Raw genomic sequence first — 23,020 nt, 5'->3', positions numbered from 1 at the left:
TGCTGTCAGTGCGCGAAGTGGCGGACGCCGGTGAAGTAGAGCGTAATCCCCGCTTCCCGCGCAGTGGCTATCACCTGTTCGTCACGCACGGATCCACCCGGTTCGACAACCGCGCGGATGCCGGCGTCGACGAGCACCTGCAGCCCGTCCGGGAAAGGGAAGTACGCATCGCTTGCAGCCACGGCGCCCGTCACCCGCTCACCGCCGCGGGCTACCGCGAGCATCGCGGCATCCACTCGATTCACCTGTCCCATTCCCACGCCGATCGTTGCGCCGCCCAGGGCTATCAGAATCGCGTTCGACTTGACTGAACGGACAGCCTTCCACGCAAATGCAAGATCATCTATGGTTGCCTCGTCGGCGGGCGCGCCCGCTTCCAGCGTCCAACCGGCAGGGTCGTCACCAGCCGCGTCCAGCACGTCACGGGACTGCACCAGCAACCCGCCGGAGATCTGACGCATCTCAACACCGTGCGGATCCGACGACAGCGGGCATTCCAGCAGGCGGATCGAGGGCTTACCGGACAGGATCTCCGCGGCGCCGTCGGCATAGCCGGGTGCCACGACGACCTCGGTGAATATCTCCGCGATCTGCTCAGCCAAGGCGACGCTGACCGGTCGGTTTGTCGCGATGACCCCGCCGAAGGCCGACACGGGATCACATGCGTGCGCCTTGCGATGAGCCTCGGCGACATCACCCCCGATCGCCAGGCCGCAGGGATTCGCGTGCTTGACAATGGCCACGCATGGCTCGTGGAAGTCGCTCGCAGCGCGCCGGGCCGCCTCGGCATCAGTATAATTATTGAACGACATTGGCTTGCCGTGCAGTTGGCGGGCGCCCGCGAGCCCGGAAGCGCCGTCATCCGCCACGTACAACGCGGCCCGCTGGTGGGGGTTCTCGCCGTAGCGCAGGACCTCCTCCCGTCGCCATACCGCGGCGACCGTTTCCGGCCAGCCCGACTCGCGTGCGATCTCATCAGGCGCGAGGACACCGGCGAACCACGACGCAACCGCGACGTCATATGCGGCGGTGTGCGCGAAGGCGCGCGCGGCAAGGCGACGCCGCGCATCGAGCTCGAAGCCACCGGCCCGGATCGCGGCGATGAGCTCCGGGTAGTCCGCCGGCGAGACGACAACGGCCACGGACGGATGGTTCTTCGCCGCGGCCCGAATCATCGCCGGTCCGCCGATGTCGATCTGTTCGACCGCCTCGTCCTCGGACGCGCCGCCGGCGACCGTCTCCCGGAAGGGATAGAGGTTCGACACGACGAGGTCGAAAGGCTCGATGTCGAGTTCCGCGAGCGCCTTGGCGTGCTCCACATTGCGTAGATCCGCGAGCAGGCCGGCGTGCACCCGTGGATGCAGGGTCTTCACCCGGCCGCCGAGCACCTCGGGGAAACCGGTGAGAGTGCTCACCGGCGTCACGGCCAGACCGTGGCGGGCGAGCACCTGCGCAGTGGACCCGGTGGAGATGACCTCCACACCGGCGTCGGTGAACGCGGCCACAAGTTCCGGCAGGCCGGCCTTGTCGTAGACGCTGACCAGCGCACGGTGGATGGGACGGCGGCCGGTGGCGACCAGCTCGCCGACAGCGGAGGTCTGCTGACTCTGTGCGGACGTCATGTCCCCTCCTCCGACCGGACGATCCGGCCGATCGTCTCCACGTACAGAACGCGTTCCACCGCCTGGATGCGTGCACGCAGAGTTTCTTCCGTATCGGACTCCGCCAACGCCACCGCCGCCTGCGCAAGAATCGGCCCGGTATCGACGCCCTCGTCAACCCAGTGCACCGTCACTCCGCTGACCTTCACCCCGTGCGCAAGCGCGTCGGCTACGGCGTGCGCCCCCGGAAACGCGGGCAAGAGAGACGGATGGGTGTTCACCGTCCGAAACCGCGCAATGACCTGCCTGTCCAGGATCTTCATGTAGCCGGCGAGTACCAACAGATCGGGAGCGTACACGGCGATCTTCTTCGCGGTGGCCGCGTTGAAGGCCTCCCTGTCCACGGCGTCCTCCAGGCGAACGACGAACCAGGCAACACCAGCTGCGGCCGCCCGCTCCTGCGCTCCGGTGCCGTACCGGTCGGTGCCCACAGCAACGACTTCGGCACCAAAAGATGGATCTTTACATGCGTCCAGCACGGCCTGCAGGGTGGTACCCACCCCGGAGGCGAGAACAACCAGTCGTGCGGGCACGGAACTCTCCGGTACGACGGGTAGGCGGCGGCTCGCCGGTGGACGCATGACCGTTCTGACTGTACTGACGTCGGCCGGCCTGCGCGCATCCACCAAGTGCCTGGTCACCGGACGGCTTCGGCGGCTGCGCAGCCGCCCGCGCGGGGTGCGGGAATGACCGGCGCCGGCGCCGGCGCATCCGGGCCCGGCTCGGCCCGGTCAACGCAACCGCCCGCGTCGGCTTCGTGCTCAACACCCGGCCCGCCCCCACGACGACTCCCGCAGTCGTGGCGATCACCGCTGACGCCCATGGAAACGGCCGCACAACCCGGCTGACCCGAGAGGCCGTCGCTACCCGCGTCGCGCCGGCCGAAGTCCTCCCCGTCAAGAAGGTCACCGGGTCGGCAGAGGTACAGCTCGGCGAGCCGCGTGAGCGTCCGGGTCGACGGTGCCCGCCCACCACGGCCAGGCCAGACCTCCCAGTAGGAAAAGGATTTTCCCGTCTTCGGCGGGCCCTCTCCGGACCACCGCACGTTCCACCGGCGGGCCGCCTCCTCCTGCGTCCAGCCGTGTGCGAACCGGAAGGCGACCCGCGCATTGAGGTGATAGCGACGCTGCCACTCCAGGGCGATGCCTCGATAGGACCAGCCGAGTGCCCGCAGGCGCCCCGATTCGGCCCGCAGCCCGGCGACACTGACAGCCATGGCGACCTCCCCGTAGTCGAACTGATGTTCGTACCATAGCGAAGAGGTCGGACATTTCCTGATGCCACAGACCTTGGCCGGGTGCACGCCGCAACCCCTTATGATGTCTGTTGTCGCGACTGGGAGGACCTGCCATGGTGATGCCGGAAGACCCGCGGCAGGCGCCGTGACCAGCGGCGCCTCGAAATCGGCCGACGATCCGCACACCAACGGTGATCGTTCGGGTGGGTCACACAACAGTCTTGGCCGGCTGTCCCTGGCTTTCGGCCTGCTCGGCGTCGCGACCTGCTGGATCGGAATCGGCGGCCTGGCCGGAATCGCCGCTGTGATCCTCGGCGTTCTCGGTCGTTCCCGCGCACGGCGGATGCACGGTGTAGGCGGCGGCATCGCAACAGCCGGATTGGCGTTGGGCGTGCTGTCCGCCCTCATCGCGCTGCTGCTTGTCGGCGGCAGCTGGACCTTCTACGAACAACACGGCGACGACCTGCGCCGTTATCAGGACTGTCGGAAGGACCCGAACCAGGACCCGGCCGTCTGCCGGCAACGCTTCAACGACGTGATCGGAGGTTCGTCCGGCTCCAGCCGGTGAGAGACCCGGCCACGAACAGCAGCCTCTGCGCAGGTCGCAAGCACCGCCGCCAGGCCCACCTCGGCCGTTGCGGCGAGACCGACCTGGATTCCCGGCGGGCCGAACGAAGCCAGCTCGCCCGTACCGAGCGACCCGCCGGAGGCCGCCGCGAGCCCCGCCATGGCGATCCCACACAGCACCGATGCCAGGCTGACCCGCGCCAGGCATACCGGTAGCGGGCGCGCTCCGCCGTCCCGTCGCACCATCCGGGCGGCAATGCAGCCGGCGGTGACAGGTGCCAGCGCGAACGCGAGCCAGACCGGGATGGACGCCCCGGTCGTCGGCAAGCCGGCGAACATGGGCAGTTCCGGGACGGCGCTGAGGTGAACTCCGAAGGGCCGGACGAACCCGTGCACGCCTGTGGCGAAGCCGGGTCCCAACGCGTAGGCGGCCGCCCACACGACGACATTGGGCAGCAGGGCCACGTGGATGAGGAGCACGCCGGTACCTCCGACCTGGCCAGGAGCCAGACGCTGCGCACTGCCAGCAATCTTCAGGATGTTCACGGCGAGGACGCCGACGGTGATCATCGCACCCGCCGCGATGATCACACCGACGGCGGCGCCGGCCGCGCTGAGCGTCGTGCGCACTACCGCGGGAACCCTCGCTGTCACGCCTGGGCGCCACTGGTCACAGGTGGCGACAAGGGCACCTGCCCACGCACCGGTCAGACTCATCGCAAGGGCGCCCAGGAGCGCCGACGGTATCGACGGATGCGCGGCGGAGTCATCCGCGGCGAGGGCGGTCAAGAGGGCAAAGATCGCGTAAAACGCGACCACCATGGCCACGGGCCGGCCGACCGACGACCGACGCGGCGTCGCCAGCCGGGCACCGCGGCCTCTGGTGGCGGCCAGGACATCGCGCCACCGGGGTACCTCCCCGGATGGCGACCGGCCTCGGACAAGTCTGTGCCCAGCTAGCGCGGTCAGCGCGATCGGCAGCAGGGCAAGGCCGAACGGCACCAGAAAAAGATCACCGTCGGGCGTCGCAAGCCGTGTGCCATGGGCCATCAGCCACACGTCGGCTGCCACCCGCAACGCCGCGCCGCTCCCTGCCCGCGGCCGCTGGTCCGATACCCAGAACAGGACGACCACGATCTCGGTCAGGGCGAGGCCAGCGATCGGCGGCGTGGCCGCCGTCACAAGATCGCCACGAGCCGCTCGGACCGCCGTAAGGACCCGGCTGGCGCCGGTCCGGAGCATGCCGGTCCGGAGCAGTGCCGTCCGCGGAGAGGTGACACGACGGGACGCGGCACGCAGACGGACACCCGGCGACCGGGATTGGCCGCGCGGGAACGAATTGGCCATCTTTCGACGCTCGCACGCAAACGACGCAGTCCGCCGCCCAACACGCCGCAACAACGTCCGCGAATCTGAAACAGTCTCTGCAACCGGCGCTTGACGACCGGCGCTACTGGTCCCGCTGTCCGTAGGGCGGCTGTCCGAAATCGCCCTGCGGTGGCTGACCATATGGCGATTCGCCCTGCGGCGGCTGGCCGTACGGCGACTGCGCATAACCACCCTGCGGAGGCTGGCCGTACGGGCTCTGTTGCCCGTACCCACTGTGCGGCGGTTGCCCATAGGCACCAGGCTCGCCATACCCACCGGGTATCGGACGACCCGAGGCGTCGTACCGAGCGCCGGGGCCGGGGGGGAACTGAGGGCGACCGCGAGAGCCCTGCCCTGGCAGGGTGTACCCGCTCGCGAGAACGCTGAGAACCGCGCAGACCGTGATCGCCATGGACGCTATGAGCCCGAGCCACAACCCCGCGGCACGGTTGAGGTTCTCAATACCAAGCAGCATCTTGAGCATGATCATGATCGTGCCAAGCCCCGCGAGCCCTGCGATGATCAGAACCCAGTCGGCACCCACAGCCGGCAGCTGAACGCGGGTGAAGGTCCGCACCACTACCAGACCGGTCACGAGCAGCCCGAGCTCCACGCCACCGTAGGCGAAGAACCCCACTCCCCACGCGTTCTCCCCGAACCTGCCGACCGAGAACCAGTCGAATAACGAGGCGACGAACAGGACGGCACCGGCGATGAGAACGCCAAGATCGTTATTAGGTACGTCACGACCGGCGAGACGTGGCACGGAATGACCCCACTTCATGCGATCAACGGTGACCTGATGGACCTATCCCCACCACGTTAGCCGTTGCACCCCAGAACGCTACTCTTAGAGCGCGAACGACATAACCGGGTGTGGCCCGCCGCCGACGCGACAGACCACACCCGGTTACGGGGTTTCAGAACGAACGCATGACGTCAGCCATCAGACGGGCAGTCTCCGAAGGAGTTTTGCCCACCCGCACGCCCGCCTTCTCCAGAGCTTCCTTCTTGGCCTGAGCCGTACCGGACGATCCGGACACAATAGCCCCTGCGTGCCCCATCGTCTTGCCCTCCGGCGCGGTGAAGCCCGCGACGTACCCGACGACCGGCTTGGTGATATGGGCCTCGATGTACGCGGCGGCGCGTTCCTCGGCGTCACCACCGATCTCACCGATCATCACGATCGCGTCGGTGTCGTCGTCGGCCTGGAACGCGTCGAGTGCGTCGATGTGGGTGGTGCCGATGACGGGGTCACCACCGATACCGACGGCGGTGGAGAAGCCGAAGTCCCGCAGCTCGTACATCATCTGGTAGGTCAACGTACCGCTCTTGCTGACCAGACCGATGCGACCAGGCGGGGTGATGTCCGCCGGGATGATGCCGGCGTTCGACTTGCCCGGACTGATGATGCCCGGACAGTTCGGACCGATGATCCGGGTCGTGTTGCCCTTGGACTGCGCGTACGCCCAGAAATCGGTGGTGTCATGCACCGGAACGCCTTCGGTGATGACCACGACGAGCGGGATGCCCGCGTCGATCGCCTCGATCACGGCGGCCTTGGTCCCCGCCGGCGGGACGTAGACCACGGAGACGTCCGCACCGGTCTTCTCGATCGTCTCGGCCACGGTCGCGAAAACCGGGACACCCTCGACCTCGGTGCCCGCCTTCTTGGGGTTGGTACCACCGACGATCAACGACCCCGCCCGCAGCATCCGGGCGGTGTGCTTGCGTCCTTCGGAGCCGGTGATGCCCTGAACCAGGATCTTGGACGTCTCGTCCAGCCAGATTGCCATTGTCGGAAGCCTCTTCCCGTCCGCTCAGGCCGCAGCCGCGGCGAGCTGGGCGGCGAGCTTCGCCGCACCGTCCATGGTGTCCACCGGCCTGACCACGTCGAGGTTCGCCTCGGTGAGGATGCGCCGGCCCTCGTCCGCGTTGTTGCCGTCCAGCCTCACGACCAGCGGCGTGGTGACGTCGCCGACGATCTCGAGGGCCTGCACGATACCGTTCGCGACCGCGTCGCAGGCGGTGATCCCACCGAAGATGTTCACGAAAACGCTCTTGACCGCGGGGTCGGAGAGAATGATCGACAAACCGTCCGCCATCACCTGCGCGGACGCGCCGCCGCCGATGTCGAGGAAGTTGGCGGGCCGCTGGCCACCGAACTCCTCACCGGCGTAGGTCACGACGTCCAGGGTGGACATGACCAGGCCGGCACCGTTACCGATGATCCCGACCTGGCCGGACAGCTTGACGTAGTTGAGGTTCTTCTCCTTGGCCCGCTGCTCAAGGGGGTCCACCGCCGCGACATCGACGAAGTCGGCGTGGTCCGGGTGCCGGAAGGACGCGTTCTCGTCCAGACTGACCTTGCCGTCCAGGGCCAACACGCGGCCGTCGGCGGTCAGGATCAGCGGGTTGACCTCCACCAGCGTGGCGTCGGACCGGACGAAGACGTCCCACAGCTTCACCAGGAGTTCGGTGGCGCCGTCGAGGGCTGCCTGCGGCAGCTTCGCCGCGACCGCGATCTGGCGGGCGACGGTCGCATCTACCCCGGTCAGCGGATCGATCGGGATGCGGGCAAGCGCGTCAGGCTTGGTCGCGGCAACTTCCTCGATCTCCATCCCACCCTCGCGGGAGCACATGGCGAGGAAGGTCCGATTCGCCCGGTCGAGCAGGAAGGAGGCGTAGTACTCCTCGGCGATGTCGCTCGCCTGCTCCACCAGTACCGAGTGGACAGTATGACCCTTGATGTCCATCCCGAGGATGGCGGCGGCCTTGGTGGTGGCGTCTGCCGGCCCGTCAGCGACCTTCACTCCGCCGGCCTTACCCCGGCCGCCGGCCTTGACCTGCGCTTTGACGACGACCCGCCCACCAAGATCGGTGGCGATGGCGCGCGCCTCGTCGGGGGTGGTGGCGACCTTGCCGGATGGCACAGGGACGCCGTGATCGGCGAACAACTTCTTCGCCTGATATTCGAAGAGATCCACAGTCCGTCCAGTCGGATACGAGATCGGTGGTCAGGATCGAACGTTGAAGGTTCACAGAGACGAGAACCGTCCCAAGCCTACTGACGTGTCCGTCGCGGCAGCCGCGCTGGCTGCCGCGACGGACAGTCACGTATGTCCGGGACAGCACCATCATCACCCGCACCGGCCGTCGGGCGCCGCACTTTGTGGCAGCCGACACCGCGATCACACCGAACGCGCGTCCCCGATCGGGACGATCGCAAATTTTGCCCCGGACCATCCCGGTAACGGACGTGGCGCCGCCGCTGCCCCCACCCGCCGCTGCCCCACCCGCGGATGGCCCCACCCGCGGATGCACCGACCGGACACGGGCCCGGTGCCACCGGTCCCAAAGCCACCGGTCCCGATACTACGGCGAAGGCGCTGCCACCTCCGTCCAGTCAGATCACGCTGAAGATCACAGCTGGGAGCGCACGGCGGGCGCGTGCTCCGCCATCCCGACCGGGGCCGGGACTCATCCGGCCGGCACACACGGCCGGCACACACGGCCGGCTCGCAGAAAGGTGGCCAGAGCCCGGCCGCAATCCGGATCGGTCAGAGTGCGTGAACCGCTGCCACTCGCGAACGGATCCAGTCGACGATTTGACCCGTCGTCGCCCCCGGCGTGAATATCTCGGCGACCCCGAGCGCCTTCAGCTCGGGAATGTCCGCATCCGGGATGATTCCGCCACCGGTCACCACGATGTCGGTGGCGCCGCGTTCCCGCAGCAGCTCCATCAGCCGCGCAAACAGGGTCATATGTGCCCCTGAGAGCACCGAGAGCCCAATGCAGTCGGCGTCCTCCTGAATGGCGGTCTCCACGATCTGTTCGGGCGTCTGATGCAAGCCGGTGTAGATGACCTCCATACCCGCATCCCGCAACGCACGCGCGATCACCTTGGCACCACGATCATGGCCGTCGAGACCCGGCTTGGCAACCACTACCCGGATCCGCTCACCGTTTCCGCTCACGCCGCCTCCTTGCGATCCGTGACATCGACTTCCGTGACAGAGTGCTTAGAGCGACGCCCGGCCGGCTCGCCGGCTGGATCGCCGTATGCACCCATCAACATCCGGGAGACAGACCCTAGCGGCGCACGCCCGGACAAGCACGCTGTTGCCGGTCTGACCGCCACGGCCCGCACCAGGAGCCCGGACCCGCACCGCGAGCACGGCCTACGAGCAGCACGGCCTGCGAGGTCAACCCGGTGATCGGGGCCGGCACGGTGATCGGGGCCGGCCCGGTCATCCGGTCACGTCTGGCGGAGAAACAGTCGACAGCCATCACGTCCGTTTGTACTCTCGGTCACAGTGGACGTCCTAGTGATCCACAATGCGTCCGGCGGCACGAGGGGTCACGAGGAGTGTGGTCAGCAGATCTTTTCGCGATCCGCCAACCACCAATGATCACACTGTTCCGGTTGGCCGGTTCTTCCGACGGCTATCCACGCACGGACGGGAGACGGGTAATCGGAAAACGTCAACTGGGCCGGACCGACATCGCGGTAGCCAGGATCGCCAGATCCTTCGGCACAACCACGGCCCGCCACGGCTCGAAAGTGACGCGTGGGCTGCTCGACGTGCCCGCCACGGTTCGCGGGATGGTCGTGGAAGCCGCCTGGCTGGCAACCCATGTCGCCTTCTATCCGGTCGGGGTCCTCTCGGAAAAACTGCGTGAACCCGCCGACCGCTACACCCTCGAAGGGCTCTCACCGCTGCGCCGCGGCCTTCTCGTCGGCGACATCGAGGCTGCGAGCACGCCGATCCTGCTGGTACACGGCCTGATCGACAACAGGTCCATCTTCACCCGGCTGCACCGATCGCTGCGCCGACGCGGCTTCGGACACGTCGCAACGGTGAACCTGCCTCTGTTCACCTCGGACATACCGACAGCGGCCAGCCGGCTTGCCACGATAGTCGAAACAATGTGCGAACAGACCGGGTGTGGGCGCATACACATCGTCGCCCACTCACTCGGCGGCCTCGTTGCACGCTACTACGTCCAGAAACTGGGCGGCGACATACGCGTCCACACGCTCGTGACGCTGGGAACTCCGCACGAAGGCACCCGTCTTGCTCGGGTGGTCCCCCCGATGGTGCCGTACACCCTGCTGCGTCAGCTACGCCCCGATTCGGATGTGATCCGGGAACTGGCCGAACCAGCTCCGGGTTGCCAAACGCGTTTCCTGGCGTTTTCCGGCGATCTGGACACAGTGATCCGCCCAACCGAGTCAGCCCTTCTTCACCATCCGGACCTCAGCGTCCGCAATGTTCGCCTTCCCGGCGTCGGCCATCATTCGCTCCCGTTCAACCTCGACGTCGTCCATCAGATTGCGACCATGCTGGCCCATCTCGACGATGCCGCGGAACATCCCACCGCCGGCCAGGACAGCCAAAAAAGGAATCTTCCCGAGGCGGCGGCACGGACCGAAGCGCTGTAAGAGCCTGTTTTGAATCTTGGGTTCGGACAGCGAGTCGCGTCCAGCTGGTTCCCGGCAAGGCGGAAGGCCGAACCGATACCGGATGAGTTGTATCGGTTTGGCCGACAACGCAGCCGGGGGCCGGCTGGGCGTGGATCGCCCGGACAGAAGATTCAAAACAGGCTCTAAAAGCGCCCGGCAACCGGGGCGTGGATCAGGGATCGGGGCCAGAACCCATCCGACATGATCGAATTGCGACGCCCACGACTGCGATGAAAAAGACCCACATTACACCTACCACTGCAACGCCTGCCTGGTCGGGGGTGGCGGCAAAGTCCGGTTTGGCCGGTGTAGCGTCGTAATCGGTTTGCGGGATCCCCCCTCCTGCCGCGTGGTGCCGCGGCAGGAGCCTTGTCGACCAACAGGAGCGTGAGTCCGGGTTGTCGCAACCCCCTGCCCACGGCTCCGCACGGCACCGCGGCCACGGCACGCCTGCAAGGCGTGGGATCCCGTTGAGCCTCGGCCGGCGGGCGGCGTCACTGGCGCAGCTACGCCGCACCGGCGTTGCCTCGGCCGTCGTGTCCACCCTGGGCATCGCCATGGTCAACACAACCGGCATCGCGCACTCCGAACCGCCAGCCGTCGCCCAGCTCGGGATCGCCGGGACGGTTTCTGCGGGGTCGGCCGCCGGCCCGACCGGGACCGACGACCTGAGCGACCCGACCCTCGTAGGCCAGGTTGACAGCGACGGCGCAGCCATGCAACGCCGGGCGGAGACGGACCGAGTCGACCGCGACGAGGCGCTGGCCCAGTTGTCCATCCTGCTCGTGCAACGGCGAAATGCCGCCGAGCAGACCACGCGCAAACAGGACGAGACGCTGGGTTGGGTGCGCCCTATCGAGGCCTACCTCACCCAGCGGTTCGGCGGCGCCAACGGCCACCCAGGAATTGATCTCGGCGCCGCCCTTGGCACCCGGATTGTCGCCGCCCATGGTGGCACGGTCATCTATGCGGGATGGGAGTCCGGCTACGGCAACTTCGTACAGATCCTGCACGAGAACAAGATCGTAACCTGCTACGGCCACCTGTCACGCATCGACGTTCGGGTCGGCCAGGTCGTCACCACCGGCCAGCAGATCGGCCTGGAAGGTTCAACCGGCCACTCCACCGGCCCACACCTGCACTTCGAGGTCCGGCTCAATGGACAGGACGGCATCAAGATCGATCCGCTGGCCTGGCTCGCCGAACACGGCGTGACCTATTGAGCGACAGATTCCAGCGACGCCCATGATGGCCGCCGCCGACCCTCAGAGCTTTTCAACAGGGGCGTAGCGCAGGAGCAGCCGCTTGGTCCCCGTTCCGTCTCCGAAGTCGATGCTTGCCTCGAGATTGTCACCGGACCCCGCCATCGCGACGACCTGACCCATGCCAAACGTGTCATGGTTGACCCGGTCACCCGTAGCAAGATCGGGCATCGGGCGTGGAACCGGCGCCGGACGGCGTCCGGGCAGGCCACCGGCCTTCGCCGTCGACGACCCGGCGGATGCCGAGCCCCACATCGACGCCCGCGGCGCGGCCACCGGCGACGGCGGCCGGGTGCTGCCCTGCCAGTTGACCAGCTCCGTCGGCACCTCGTCGAGAAAACGCGACGGCGGGTTGTACGCCGGCTGGCCCCAGGCGCTGCGAACGTGCGCCCGCGTCAGATACAGCATCGCCCGGGCTCGGGTGATGCCGACATAGGCGAGGCGACGTTCCTCCTCCAGCTCGGTCGGGTTGCCCAGCGTGCGGATGTGCGGGAACATCCCGTCCTCCAACCCGGTCAGGAACACCACCGGGAACTCCAGTCCCTTGGCGCTGTGCAGGGTCATCAACGTGACGGCCCCGGTTCCGCCTTCCGCCGGATCGGGTATCTGGTCGACATCGGCCACCAGGGAGACCTGCGCAAGAAAGTCGGCGAGCGAACCCTGCGGGAAGCGTTCGGTGAACTCCCGGGCCACGCTGAGGAGTTCCTGGAGGTTCTCCACCCGGCCCTCAGCCTCGATGGTGTCCTGAGTAGTCAGTTCGGCGAGGTACCCGGTTCGTTCCAGGGCCGCCTCCAGCACCGCGACCGGACCGGCAGCCACGACCGCCCGAAGCTCGGAAAGAAGATCCACGAAACCACCGACCGCGGTTGCGGAGCGGGCGGTCAGGCCTGGGACCTCCGCCGCCCGGCTCAGGGCGTCGGCGAACGGAATCCGCTGCTGTTCGGCAAAGGTGGCCAGCGTTGTCTCGGCGCGGTCACCGATGCCCCGCTTGGGTACGTTGATGATGCGTCGCAGGTTCACCGTGTCCGCCGGATTGGCCACCACCCGCAGATAGGCGAGGAGATCCCGGACCTCCCGCCGTTCGTAGAAACGCACCCCACCGACCACCCGGTAGGGCAGCCCGACCCGCATGAACAGTTCTTCAAAGACACGGCTCTGGGCGTTGGTGCGGTAGAAGACGGCGACGTCACCCGGCCTGGCTGTTGCCGCGTCGGTGAGCCGATCAACCTCGGCGGCTACGAACGCGGCCTCGTCATGCTCACTGTCCGAGACGTAACCGACGATCTTCTCGCCGTCGCCGGCGTCCGACCACAGCCGTTTGGGCTTCCGCTGCCCGTTACGGGCGATCACCGCGTTGGCCGCCGACAGGATCGTCTGCGTGGAGCGGTAATTCTGCTCCAGCAGGACCACGGTCGCCTCGGGGTAGTCCTGCTCGAACTCGACGATGTTGCGGATGTTCGCGCCCCGGAAAGCGTAGATCGACTGATCGGCGTCACCCACCACGCACAACTCGGCCGGCTCCACACCATGATCGTCGGCATCCGGACGGACCAGCTCGCCGTCCACGGTCCGGGGGGACGCGCGCCCGACCAGCTCCCGCACGAGCACGTACTGAGCATGGTTGGTGTCCTGGTACTCGTCTATGAGGACGTGCCGGAACCGGCGCCGGTAGTGCTCGGCGACGTCCGGGAAAGCCTGCAGCAGGTTCACGACGGCCATGATCAAATCGTCGAAGTCGAACGCGTTCGCCTCGGCAAGCCGGCGCTGGTAGCTGCCGTAGGCCTCGGCGGTGGCCCGCTCAAGATGATTGGCCGCCCTGTCCCGGGCGGTCTCCCAGTCGACCAGCTCGTTCTTGAGATTGCTGATCCCGGCGGCGAGCGCGCGGGGCGGATACCTCTTGGGATCGAGGTCCAGGTCGCGGGCGACCAACGCCATCAACCGCTGCGCATCCGCCGCATCATAGATCGAGAAGCTGCTGGTGAACCCGAGACGCGTTGCTTCCGACCGCAGAATGCGCACGCAGGCCGAATGAAAGGTACTGACCCACATCGCCCGCGTCCGAGCGCCGACCAGGGCGGTGACCCGCTCCTTCATCTCGTTCGCGGCCTTGTTGGTGAACGTGATCGCAAGAATCTCACCGGCGCGGACCCCGCGTGCGGCCAGCAGGTAGGCGATCCGGTTCGTGAGCACCCGCGTCTTGCCCGACCCCGCGCCCGCCACCACGAGCAACGGCGAACCGGCATGGACGACCGCGGCCCGCTGCTGCGGGTTCAGGCCCTCCAGCAGAAGATCGGGATCGAGGTACGCGGCCGGGCGACCCCCCGGCCCACCCGGGTCAAAGCCGGCATCGGCGCCGGCATCCGAACCAGCATCGGAACCAGCATTGGAACCAGCATGGTCGAAGTCGGCGTACGGACCACCGAATAGGGTACTCATAGTGAATCGATCATACGTTCGACGTCCGACAGTTCTGGCAACGATGCACACTCAACACCCTACGAGGCGCCGGCCGGCCTCACGACAGGGCGTAGTGCGGATCGGCGTCCGGTCCGATCCGACGCCCGGACGATACCGGAATCGATCAACCGCGCGAGCAGGTGGCCGGCCGCCGGGATCAGGACGATCACGGATGGTCGGTTTGACGACCATCGGCATGCGCGAGCATCCTAGGAAGGTGGCGCAGCATCTTATGATCATTTTTGAGGCGTGCGAGCCCGTCTGACGAATCCAGCACTCCGGGTCCGCGCGCCTTGCCCTCCTGCCGTTCCGGCGGGGGGCTTTTTTGTTGCCGCGGCCACTGCGGAAGGTGGCCGCCGAGCCATCGGGAGAGCAGCGATGAGCCGACCAGCCGTCACCCAGGCCCCGACCACCACCGACGATGCCGATACCGACGCCCCGTCAAGACCCGGCCCGCCCGTAGCCGACCAGCACGCCGGCTGGTCGGCCGTCGACCGGGCCCGCGTCGATCCCGCCGACATCGATGTCGACCGGGCCGCGGCGGTCCTGGCCGGGGTCGCCCGACGCACCCGGGTAGTGCGCGGTACGCACCTGTCCCGGCTGACCGGCATGCCGGTCTGGTTCAAGTGCGAGAACGAACAGCGCACCGCCTCGTTCAAGGTGCGTGGCGCCTTCACCCGGATCGCCCTCGCCGACCCTGACGTGCGCGCCCGTGGCGTGATCGCGGCCAGCGCTGGGAACCACGCCCAGGGCGTGGCCTACGCGGCGGCCCGCTTTGATGTCCCCGCGACAATCTTCGTTCCGGCGGAGGCGAATACGACCAAGATTGCGCGAACCCGGCGATTCGGCGCTCGCGTCGAGCTCGTTTCCGGTGGCGTCGACGCCGCTCTGCTTGCCGCGGAGGCGGCTGCGCACGACCTCGGTGGCCTGCTCGTACACCCCTTCGACGACCCGTTGGTAATCGCCGGTCAGGGCACGATCGGGCTCGAGCTGATCGAGCAGCTACCCGGGCTGCGTACGGTTCTGGTCAGCGTCGGCGGCGGCGGGCTGATCGCGGGCATCGCCACGGCACTGCGCCGGCGCCGGGCCGATGTGCGGGTGATCGGTGTCCAGGCGGCGGGCGCTCCGGCATTCGCCCGCTCCTGGCGCTGCGGGCAGCGGCTGCGGGTAGCGGCGACGACAGTCGCGGACGGCATGGCTGTGAAGAGTCCGGGCACGCTGACCCTGGCTCTCGCCTCGAATCTGGTGGATGACATGGTCACGGTGGACGAGGAGGCGTTCTGGGAGGCGATGGTGCTGCTTGCCCGTGCCGATGGCCAACTGGTCGAGCCCGCCGGCGCCGCCGGGGTTGCGGCGCTGCTACGTCATCCGGGCCTCGCGCAGGGCCCGACCGCGGTGGTCCTCTCTGGTGGAAACATCGACCAGGTGACCGCCACCCGCGTGCGGACTCTGGCGGCCGAGTCCCTGCAGACGCCCGCAGCCTGAACGAGCCGCACCGGCTGAACTGGCTGAACCGGCTGAACCGGCTGAACCCGGACACACCGCGCTCGGCGCGCTACTCCCACTCGATGGTGCCTGGAGGCTTCGAGGTGATGTCGTACACCACCCGGTTCACCTGGGCGACCTCGTTGACCACCCGGTTGGAGATGCGTTCGAGCAGTTCGTAGGGCAACCGAGCCCAGTCGGCGGTCATCGCGTCCTCGCTGGTGACCGCACGCAGGACCACCGGGTGCCCGTAGGTGCGCTCATCCCCCTGCACCCCCACCGAACGGACATCAGCCAGCAGCACCGCGAACACCTGCCAGATCTCACGGTCCAGCCCGGCACGATGGATCTCCGCGCGCACGATCGCATCCGCGGCCCGCAGCGCCTCCAAGCGCTCCAGGGTGACCTCACCGATGATCCGGACAGCAAGGCCCGGCCCGGGGAAGGGCTGTCGCCAGACGATTTCTTCGGGCAGCCCGAGCTCCTCGCCGAGCCGACGGACCTCATCCTTGAACAGCATGCGCAACGGCTCCACGAGGTTGAAGCGCAGATCGTCGGGAAGCCCACCCACATTGTGGTGCGACTTGATCTTCGCTGCGGTCGGTGAGCCGGACTCGATGACATCCGGGTACAAGGTCCCCTGTACGAGAAACTCGATCTGAGCTCCCTCGATCTCGGCCCGCGCCTCAAGCTCGCGGGCCGCGCCCTCGAAGACCCGGATGAACTCCCGACCAATGATCTTGCGCTTGCGTTCGGGGTCGGTGACACCGGCAAGCGCGGCGGCAAACCGGTCGGCTGCCTTCACATGGACCAGCTCGACCCCGGTCGAGGCGACGAAGTCGGTCTCCACCTGTTCAGCCTCGCCCGCCCGCAACAACCCGTGATCGACGAACACGCAGGTCAACTGATCACCTACCGCCCGGTGCACGACGGCCGCCGCCACCGCCGAATCCACCCCGCCGGACAGTCCGCAGATCGCCCGGGCAGCACCGACCTGGGCGCGCACCGCCGCCACCGCCTCGTCCGCGATGTTGAGCATGGTCCAGTTCGGTCGGCACCCGGCACCGGCGAACAGGAAGTGCCGCAGGATGTCCAGGCCCCAGTCGGTATGCACGACCTCCGGGTGAAACTGGACGCCGAACAGCCGCCGCTCGGTGTTCTCGAAAGCCGCGACCGGGGTCGACCGGGTGGCCGCGGTCACCACGAAACCCGGCGGCGCAGCCGTCACCGAGTCACCGTGGGACATCCACACCTGCTGGGCAACCGGCAGATCCGCGAACAGGACGCCCGGTGCCGCGACCGCGAGCCGGGTCGCGCCGTACTCCGCCGTACCCGTTCGCGCGACGGTCCCAGCCAGCGCATGCGCCATCACCTGATGGCCGTAGCAGATGCCCAGCACGGGGATGCCGGCACGAAACAGGGCCGGATCCACCTCCAGGGCACCCGGGGAGTACACCGACTTCGGCCCGCCCGACAGAATGACCGCGGCGGGACGCCGGGCAACGATCTCTTCGACCGGAAGGTCCCACCGCACGATCTCCGAATACACGTGGCACTCGCGGACCCGCCTGGCGATGAGCTGAGCATACTGGGCACCGAAGTCCACGACCAGAACCCGGTCGTGGACGGAATGGGATCCCGAATCGGTACCGGTCGAACGTCCGGCGGGCTGCGGGGCTGCGGTGTTCACGGCGCCAGCCTACGAAGCCGGCAGACCGAAAGCCGGGCGATCATGGCTCTTTTCCCACGGCCGGCGGCACGGGACACCGCCCAGGGCAGCCGCAGGTGTCACAGGCGTGCCACGGACTGTGACACGACTGTGGTACCGCGACGACGGGGAACCATCGTCCGAGTAGCCTGAGCGATCGTCACGATCCCGGCATTCATCAGTGCCATCAAGCCGTGTCCGCCCGGCCACCCATAGGTTCGGCGAGAAGGGCGTCGGCCGCATCGAGTCGGAACTGGACAACAGTTCCCCGGTCTCCGGCGGCGCCGAAAGAACCATGATCGGATCTTCTTTGGGCGGCTAACCTAGGGTAGGCGTCTTTCGGGCCGCCTGTCCGTACCGCTAAGGTGCCAGTCGAGGGACATCCGGACCCGATACCGAGCCATCCTGGTACGACGTGTTCCGGGAGGCTGGCGGAGAGGTTGCGAAGGTACGTGCGCAGACAACCGATAGCCAGCAAGGGCGTCGACGCGCCCACGGCATCCCAGGTGACGCCGGAGGAACCCGCCGACGGTGGCGGGCATCGCGTCGACGCGGCCGCCATTGCGCTGCCGGGACCCGGCGGCCTACGGCGGATAGCGGCGAACCTTGCCACTCCGTCGAACTGGCGGGTCCGGACCAAACTGATCGCGATTCTCGCCGTCCCAATGATCGCCATCCTGGTCAACGCCTCCCTGGGTGCCAATACCGTCCTTAGCAGCACGCGGGAGATCAACCGGGTCCGGGACATGATCCAGATCGCTCGCGGTGCCACCACCCTCGTGTTCGAGTTGGAGCGGGAACGTACCTACACGGTCGGATATGTCGCGAGCTCGGGACAACCGCGTTCCCTCGATGCGGTCAAAGCGGCACAGACACGGGTCGACCAGGCGGCCAGAGACTACGATGACGCCACCAGGGGACGCCAGAACGCCTTCAGCGACCAGACCCGGGCGGCAATCGCATCAGCAGCCAACCGGCTTTCCCGACGAGAGAATGTGCGCGCGACAGCGCTGACCATCGCCTCGCCAAACTCCGTCGAGGTGGCCTATACGGCCATGATCAACAGTCTTGTCAACCTGGTCGCACTCATTCCACAGGGTCAGGACGACGGGTCGCTGCTCGCGGACGTGGTAGCCACCGACGCGATTGTGCGCTCCGGAGAGCTCCTGGCTGCCCAACAGGCGCTGATCTACGGCGTTCTACAGAAACAGCAGTTCGACAGCAGCGACTATCGCACGTTCGTCGGGTTCGGCACCGAGCGAGAGAGCCAGATTTCTCGCTTCGAGGGCACGGCCACCCGCCCGCAAAGCGACCTGTACCGCACAACCGTCGCCGGTCAGGACGTGTCCCAGGCCAGCGATGACGCGCAGACAGTCCTTACGGGACGAATCGGGCAAACCCCCGATATGGACGCCCAAAAATGGCTGCGGTCAACCCAGCAGACGATGGACCTCAACCGCAAAGTCACCACCTCGCTCCTCAACGACACCGACAGCCGAGGCCAAACACTTCGTTCGACTATTCAGCGCAAGGCGCTGGTGTCCGGCCTGCTCATCGTTCTCATCTTGGCCACCGCGCTCCTCGCGGCAATGGTCGTGGCCCGCTCCCTGGTGCGTCCGCTGCTCGGATTGCGTGCGGCTGCCCTCGACATCGCGGGACACCGCCTACCTGAGGCCGTCCGCCGCCTGCGCGACTCCACCGAACAGGACATCGACCCCGACATCCAGCCGGTCGGTATCGACACCGAGGAGGAAATCGGTGAAGTCGCCCGTGCGTTCGACGAGGTACACCGGGAAGCCATTCGTCTCGCCTCCGAACAGGCGGTTCTGCGGAACAACGTCAACGCGATGTTCGTCAACCTGTCCCGACGAAGCCAGGGTCTGGTCGAACGGCAGCTGCGGCTGATCGACGATCTGGAGAACCGGGAGCAGGACCCCGACCAGTTGTCCAACCTGTTCAAGCTCGACCACCTCGCCACCCGTATGCGCCGGAACAACGAAAGCCTGCTGGTCCTCGCCGGCACCGACACCGCCCGCCGATGGACCCACCCCGTCCCGCTCAACGAGGTCGTCCTCGCCGCCATCTCCGAGGTCGAGCAGTACACGAGGGTGAAGCAGTCGGCTGCGGCTCCAGTCTCGATCGCCGGACACGCGGTGAGCGACGTCGTGCACCTCATCGCCGAGCTGCTGGAAAACGCGACCTCGTTCTCGCCACCGGCAACAGAGGTGCTGGTCACCAGCCACTCGCTCGGCCCCGGCGCGGGAGCAATGATCGAAATCGAGGACCGCGGCATCGGCATGCCGGCCAAGGATCTCGAACGCATCAACGACCGCTTGGCCAATCCACCGGTCGTCGACGTGTCCGTATCCCGGACGATGGGTCTGTTCGCGGTAGGTCGGCTGGCCACCCGACATGGCATTCGGGTCCAGCTGCGGGAATCGACGTCCGGCGGCATAACCGCCGTGGTACGGCTACCAGCCAAGGTTGTCGCCGGTGACGCGTCGTCAACCGCCCCTGCGCGGCCCACAGCCAGCGTCGGCGGCGGCCGTACATCGGCTGGCAACCGACCGGCACTCGACAGCGGCTTTCCCGCCGCCATAGCCAACGACAACGCAATGGCGGCCGGTAACTCCAGCACCAACGGCAGCTCCATGACGAACGGGACCACGCCGTCCAACGGTGGCGCATTCTCCAACGGTGGTTCGCACTTCAACGGGCACGCCCCCCTGAACGGCAGCGGCCCGTTGAACGGCAGCGGCCCGTTGCACGGCAGCGGCCCGTTGCACGGCAGCGGCCCGGGACCTGCCGAGGCGCCACCGGGATTCACCTCCGTTCCGCCCTCGGCGACGCCGAACATGAACACAGCCCGCGGCGACCAGAGCTGGGGACGCCGTACCGGGACCGACGGCGCACCGACCGACGGCGCGTTCAGGCCGCAGGGAGACGACAGGTTCGCCGCCAGGCCCGGCAGCTTCGGGCCTGCGGAACTGGAGCCGGGCGGCCGGTTCGGCGGTACTGGTCCGCACGATGTCACCACCGGCAACCGGCCGGGCGTCGACTCCCCATTCGCGGCCGGACCGGCCAGCAACAACTATGAGATCCCCCGCGGGCCGGGCACGCCACGATGGCCGAGCCCGTCCGATACCGGACCAACAAGCACCGGCCCCGGCGGTACCGGCCCGATCGGGCTCGAACCGTTCAACACCGGCCCGATCGGGCTCGAACCGTTCAACAGTGGACCGTTCAACACCGGCCCGATCGGAACCGGCCCGATCGAGGTCGAGCCGTTCAACACCGGACCGATCGGCATGAGTCCCGACCTCGAGACGTCGGGACTCGGGGCTCGCGCCGTCCCGGACACTGCATGGGCCACCCCGACGACGGGTCCCGAGCCCATTTTCGACCGGACTGCCTCGGCATCCGATGCATACGGCACCGATCGCTCGCACGGTGCCCTGCCCGTGAACAGCGATCCGTCTGACGATCTCGGCCCAGGCCGGAGTCACGACCCGTTGGACGATCCGTCCAACGTCTGGATGAACGAGTCAGAGGAGCAGGAACAGGAGCAGGATCGGGAGGCGGACGACGCCGACACAACTCCGATCTTCGACTCGGTCTCGGCCTGGTTCCAACGACGCTCCCCCGCACCGCCGCTCCCGACCCGGCGTGCCGTGCCGCAGTCCCCGCTGCGCCGGCCAGGGCCGACGATCCACCGTGGTCCCGCAATCCAGCGTGGCGACTCACGCCCGCCGGAGTCATCGGGCCGTCCCGGCGGACGCGGTGCCACGATTGCCGGCGGCGACAGCACACGTCCCGCTCCGGCGTCGTCCTTCCCGCCCCCGGGCCACATTCCAGCACCGGCCAGCGGCCAGGACATACCGGCCCCTGACCTACCGGCGCGCGCGGGTGCCGGTAGGGCTGGTCCCCCGGCCTACTCGCCAGGACCGATGTCGAGCCCGGTGGCTGCCGGTGCCGGTGTCAGTACCGGCAATGCCACGACGGCCTCCGCCAGCGCGGACGCAATGTCATGGTCCTCCGCTGGTGACGCCGGTTGGCAGGCTGCCGAGGCGACCCGCCAACCCACTCCCGGCGGGACGACTCGCGCTGGTCTGCCGTTGCGGGTCCCGATGACCAACCTCGTACCGGGCAGCGCCGAACCCGGACCACGACGTCGCCCACCGGAGGCACCCATCCGGTCTCCCGAAGCAGTCGGTGGCCGGCTTGCCAGCTTCTACCAAGGTGTTCGGCAAGGGCGCGACGTCATCAACGACGCCGCCCCCACCCATCGTCGGGACACCCAGGAGGACATGTGACGCCCATGAGCTCAGACGCACAGAACCTCAACTGGTTGATCAATAACTTTGTTGAGAGAGTACCCGGTGTCGCGCATACAGTGGTGGTCTCCGCGGATGGTCTGCTCCTGGCCGTATCGGACGGATTCCCGCGCGACCGTGCGGACCAGTTGGCAGCCGTCGCCTCGGGTCTGGTGAGCCTGACCCAGGGTGCCGCTCGCGTCTTCGAAGCGGGCAACGTGACGCAGACGGTCGTCGAAATGGAGCACGGCTTTCTGTTCATCATGGCTATCAGCGACGGAGCGAGCATGGCGGTCCTTGCGGCACCATCGTGCGACATCGGACTTGTGGGGTATGAGATGGCACTGCTGGTAACCCGGGCCATGGACGTTCTGACGCCGGCGCTAAGGGCCGAGCTGCAGGGGATCCTTCCGCGGTGAACCGGCGGGAGCACAGGGGGTCAGGGTGAGCATCGATCCCGAGAATGCCCCCGGACCGGTTGTCCGCCCGTATGCGATGACCGGTGGTCGGACGCGCTCACGGTACGAACTTGCCATCGAGGCACTTGTCTTCACGACGACTCTCGGTGAAGATCGGGCACTTGACCTTGCCCTAGAGCAACAGACAATTGCCGCCATGTGCCGGCAGGTGCGATCGATCGCAGAGATCGCCGCCGGCCTGCGGGTTCCCCTCGGCGTCGCAAGGGTGTTGGTAGGCGACATGGCGGACGAAGGTTACGTCCGGGTACACCAGCAACCGGACCGCGACGAGGCGCCAGATCTCGCGCTGCTCGAAAGGGTTCTCAGTGGCCTTCGAAAACTCTGACCGCCGACGGGTCAACTCGTCCGTCGCCACGACATCAGTCAAGATTGTTGTTGCCGGCGGTTTCGGTGCCGGCAAGACGACCTTCGTGGGTTCGGTATCGGAGATTGTGCCCCTGCGCACCGAGGCTGTGATGACCGAAGCCGGGGCGCACGTCGACGACCTGACCCATCTGACCGACAAGACGACCACCACGGTCGCCATGGACTTCGGACGGGTCTCCCTGGATGATGACCTGATCCTGTATCTGTTCGGTACGCCGGGACAGTACCGTTTCTGGTTCATGTGGGACGACATCGTCCGCGGCGCGATCGGCGCCATCGTGCTGGCCGACACGCGGCGGCTCGCCGACTGTTTCGCCGCCGTTGACTACTTCGAACAGCGACAGCTGCCTTTCGTCGTCGGCGTGAACTGCTTCGACGGCATCCTGCGGCATTCCATGGACGATGTCCGGGAAGCCCTGCAGATCAACCAGGCCGTACCGATCATCACCTGCGACGCGCGGAACCGTGACTCGACGAAAAGCGCCCTGATCTCGGTGGTCGAGCACACCATGTCCCGAGCGGTGGCGCGGACCTGAACCCGGGTTCGCGTCCGGTCGAAGGCGACACGAGGCAATACTGGTCGAGTCGCCTTCGACCCGGGGACGCCACGGGTGGGTGCCGTCAAAAAGGTGCCGACCCTGTGCCGCATG

General features: G+C 67.4%; 18 protein-coding genes. 8 read left to right on the top strand and 10 right to left on the bottom strand.

Annotation, left to right across the window (positions count from 1 at the left end):
- Positions 1–5 precede the first annotated feature (5 nt).
- From purH to U9977_RS00970, 3 genes are all read right to left on the bottom strand, one after another.
- Positions 6–1,622 carry a bifunctional phosphoribosylaminoimidazolecarboxamide formyltransferase/IMP cyclohydrolase gene (gene purH, locus U9977_RS00980; RefSeq protein WP_322747219.1) on the bottom strand — a complete coding sequence of 539 codons (1,617 nt, stop codon included), beginning with the start codon at positions 1,620–1,622 and terminating at the stop codon, positions 6–8.
- Positions 1,619–2,194, bottom strand: coding sequence for a phosphoribosylglycinamide formyltransferase (gene purN, locus U9977_RS00975; RefSeq protein ID WP_322747218.1), 576 nt, complete (start codon positions 2,192–2,194; stop codon positions 1,619–1,621). The genes purH and purN overlap by 4 nt, the downstream gene beginning before the upstream one ends.
- Before the next feature lie 104 nt (positions 2,195–2,298).
- The gene (locus U9977_RS00970; RefSeq protein ID WP_322747217.1) at positions 2,299–2,877 is read right to left on the bottom strand and encodes a helix-turn-helix transcriptional regulator; all 579 of its coding nucleotides are present in this window, start codon (positions 2,875–2,877) and stop codon (positions 2,299–2,301) included.
- Positions 2,878–3,043: 166 nt separating this feature from the next.
- Between U9977_RS00970 and U9977_RS00965 the strand changes: the two genes are divergently transcribed.
- The gene (locus U9977_RS00965; protein ID WP_322747216.1) at positions 3,044–3,466 is read left to right on the top strand and encodes a DUF4190 domain-containing protein; all 423 of its coding nucleotides are present in this window, start codon (positions 3,044–3,046) and stop codon (positions 3,464–3,466) included.
- Here the strand turns inward: U9977_RS00965 and U9977_RS00960 are convergent.
- The 5 genes from U9977_RS00960 to U9977_RS00940 form a co-directional block, all read right to left on the bottom strand.
- Entirely contained in the window at positions 3,373–4,812 is a 1,440-nt protein-coding gene (locus tag U9977_RS00960) for a DUF6350 family protein (RefSeq protein ID WP_322747215.1), read from the bottom strand. The genes U9977_RS00965 and U9977_RS00960 overlap by 94 nt on opposite strands.
- 103 nt (positions 4,813–4,915) lie before the next feature.
- A complete protein-coding gene (locus U9977_RS00955) occupies positions 4,916–5,599 on the bottom strand; it encodes a hypothetical protein (protein WP_322747214.1) in 684 nt (227 codons plus the stop codon).
- Between the two features lie 154 nt (positions 5,600–5,753).
- On the bottom strand, positions 5,754–6,629 hold the full coding sequence (gene sucD, locus U9977_RS00950) for a succinate--CoA ligase subunit alpha (protein WP_322747213.1): 876 nt from the start codon (positions 6,627–6,629) through the stop codon (positions 5,754–5,756).
- Between the two features lie 24 nt (positions 6,630–6,653).
- Positions 6,654–7,820 (bottom strand): ADP-forming succinate--CoA ligase subunit beta, encoded by a 1,167-nt coding sequence (gene sucC, locus U9977_RS00945; protein ID WP_322747212.1) that lies wholly within the window; start codon positions 7,818–7,820, stop codon positions 6,654–6,656.
- Positions 7,821–8,393: 573 nt separating this feature from the next.
- Positions 8,394–8,810: a cobalamin B12-binding domain-containing protein gene (locus U9977_RS00940; protein WP_322747211.1), complete on the bottom strand. Its 417-nt coding sequence runs from the start codon at positions 8,808–8,810 to the stop codon at positions 8,394–8,396.
- Between the two features lie 431 nt (positions 8,811–9,241).
- Here U9977_RS00940 and U9977_RS00935 point away from each other — a divergent pair, with 431 nt between their 5' ends.
- The gene (locus U9977_RS00935) at positions 9,242–10,279 is read left to right on the top strand and encodes an esterase/lipase family protein (RefSeq protein ID WP_322747210.1); all 1,038 of its coding nucleotides are present in this window, start codon (positions 9,242–9,244) and stop codon (positions 10,277–10,279) included.
- A 491-nt stretch (positions 10,280–10,770) separates the two neighbouring features.
- Positions 10,771–11,523 (top strand): M23 family metallopeptidase, encoded by a 753-nt coding sequence (locus U9977_RS00930; RefSeq protein ID WP_322747209.1) that lies wholly within the window; start codon positions 10,771–10,773, stop codon positions 11,521–11,523.
- Positions 11,524–11,565: 42 nt separating this feature from the next.
- Here U9977_RS00930 and pcrA read toward each other — a convergent pair whose 3' ends face one another.
- Positions 11,566–13,998, bottom strand: a complete 2,433-nt coding sequence (gene pcrA / locus U9977_RS00925) for a DNA helicase PcrA (protein WP_322747208.1) — start codon at positions 13,996–13,998, stop codon at positions 11,566–11,568.
- Between the two features lie 399 nt (positions 13,999–14,397).
- Between pcrA and U9977_RS00920 the strand changes: the two genes are divergently transcribed.
- Positions 14,398–15,504, top strand: a complete 1,107-nt coding sequence (locus U9977_RS00920; protein WP_322747207.1) for a threonine/serine dehydratase — start codon at positions 14,398–14,400, stop codon at positions 15,502–15,504.
- Positions 15,505–15,574: 70 nt separating this feature from the next.
- Here the strand turns inward: U9977_RS00920 and guaA are convergent, their stop codons facing one another.
- Positions 15,575–17,116 carry a glutamine-hydrolyzing GMP synthase gene (guaA, locus tag U9977_RS00915; protein WP_416210437.1) on the bottom strand — a complete coding sequence of 514 codons (1,542 nt, stop codon included), beginning with the start codon at positions 17,114–17,116 and terminating at the stop codon, positions 15,575–15,577.
- 548 nt (positions 17,117–17,664) lie between these two features.
- Between guaA and U9977_RS00910 the strand changes: the two genes are divergently transcribed.
- Genes U9977_RS00910 through U9977_RS00895 form a run of 4 tightly spaced genes read left to right on the top strand, consistent with a single transcriptional unit; the run spans position 17,665 to position 22,906 of the window.
- Positions 17,665–21,525, top strand: coding sequence for a nitrate- and nitrite sensing domain-containing protein (locus U9977_RS00910; RefSeq protein WP_322747205.1), 3,861 nt, complete (start codon positions 17,665–17,667; stop codon positions 21,523–21,525).
- Positions 21,522–21,944 carry a roadblock/LC7 domain-containing protein gene (locus U9977_RS00905; protein ID WP_255720431.1) on the top strand — a complete coding sequence of 141 codons (423 nt, stop codon included), beginning with the start codon at positions 21,522–21,524 and terminating at the stop codon, positions 21,942–21,944. Before U9977_RS00910 ends, U9977_RS00905 begins: the two co-directional genes overlap by 4 nt.
- Positions 21,945–21,969: 25 nt before the next feature.
- Positions 21,970–22,329 carry a DUF742 domain-containing protein gene (locus tag U9977_RS00900; RefSeq protein ID WP_322747204.1) on the top strand — a complete coding sequence of 120 codons (360 nt, stop codon included), beginning with the start codon at positions 21,970–21,972 and terminating at the stop codon, positions 22,327–22,329.
- Positions 22,310–22,906, top strand: coding sequence for a GTP-binding protein (locus U9977_RS00895; RefSeq protein ID WP_322747203.1), 597 nt, complete (start codon positions 22,310–22,312; stop codon positions 22,904–22,906). Before U9977_RS00900 ends, U9977_RS00895 begins: the two co-directional genes overlap by 20 nt.
- Positions 22,907–23,020: the final 114 nt, after the last annotated feature.

Origin of the sequence: Protofrankia sp. Cas8, assembly GCF_963555845.1 — a bacterium.
Taxonomy (GTDB): Bacteria; Actinomycetota; Actinomycetes; order Frankiales; family Frankiaceae; genus Protofrankia.
This window is presented reverse-complemented; position numbering and strand designations above follow the sequence as displayed.

Bases quoted from the DNA above. Each gene is read 5' to 3' on its own strand.
- U9977_RS00960 (WP_322747215.1), bottom strand. From the start codon at position 4,812: ATGGCCAATTCGTTCCCGCGCGGCCAATCCCGGTCGCCGGGTGTCCGT.
- U9977_RS00920 (WP_322747207.1), top strand. From the start codon at position 14,398: ATGAGCCGACCAGCCGTCACCCAGGCCCCGACCACCACCGACGATGCC.
- pcrA (WP_322747208.1), bottom strand. From the start codon at position 13,998: ATGAGTACCCTATTCGGTGGTCCGTACGCCGACTTCGACCATGCTGGT.
- U9977_RS00935 (WP_322747210.1), top strand. From the start codon at position 9,242: ATGATCACACTGTTCCGGTTGGCCGGTTCTTCCGACGGCTATCCACGC.
- sucD (WP_322747213.1), bottom strand. From the start codon at position 6,629: ATGGCAATCTGGCTGGACGAGACGTCCAAGATCCTGGTTCAGGGCATC.
- purH (WP_322747219.1), bottom strand. From the start codon at position 1,622: ATGACGTCCGCACAGAGTCAGCAGACCTCCGCTGTCGGCGAGCTGGTC.
- U9977_RS00970 (WP_322747217.1), bottom strand. From the start codon at position 2,877: ATGGCTGTCAGTGTCGCCGGGCTGCGGGCCGAATCGGGGCGCCTGCGG.